Annotated in this window: 1 protein-coding gene; it reads left to right on the forward strand. The window is 66.3% G+C overall.

The window, feature by feature from the left end:
* On the forward strand, nucleotides 1-659 hold a 659-nt coding region (locus tag JQK88_RS35520; protein ID WP_203281247.1), incomplete at both ends, for a cadherin-like domain-containing protein.

Here is a 659-nt window from a genome sequence, read left to right on the forward strand (position 1 = left end):
GCCGGCGACACCAATGCCGCCCTCGACAACACCGCGACGCTGGGCATCCAGATCCAGGGCCTCTACGGCAAGCTGACGCTGGCCGCCGACGGCACCTACACCTATACCCGCGATGCCGGCTCGGCCGGCGGCCATGACGACGTCTTCACCTACACCATCAAGGACGGCGACGGCGACACCTCGCACACCACGCTGACCATCTCGATCGGCAACTCGCCGCCGGTGATCACCGACCTGACGCCGGCTGCCAATGGCGGCGACGTCACCGTCAACGAGGATGACCTCCTGGCCAGCCGCGGCGTTGGCGAATCGGCCGGCTCCGACACCTCGAAGGAAAGCACCACCCAGGGCGGCACCTTCACCATCTCCTCGCCCGACGGCATCGCCTCGCTGACCATCGACGGCCACGCCTTCATCACCAACGGGGTGTTCACCGCCAGCTCCTTCACCACCGCGCTCGGCAATACGCTGAACGTGACCGGCTACAATCCCGCAACCGGCGCCGTCAGCTACACCTACACGCTGCTCGACAATGAAGCCCATGCCACTGCCGGCGGCACCAACAGCCTGTTCGAGAACCTCGCCGTCTCGCTCACCGACCAAGACGGCCAGAACGCCACAGGCACCCTGTCCGTCAACATCGTCGATGACGTGCCGAC

The sequence above is a fragment of the Mesorhizobium caraganae genome (assembly GCF_016836705.1).
Taxonomy (GTDB): Bacteria; Pseudomonadota; Alphaproteobacteria; order Rhizobiales; family Rhizobiaceae; genus Mesorhizobium; species Mesorhizobium caraganae.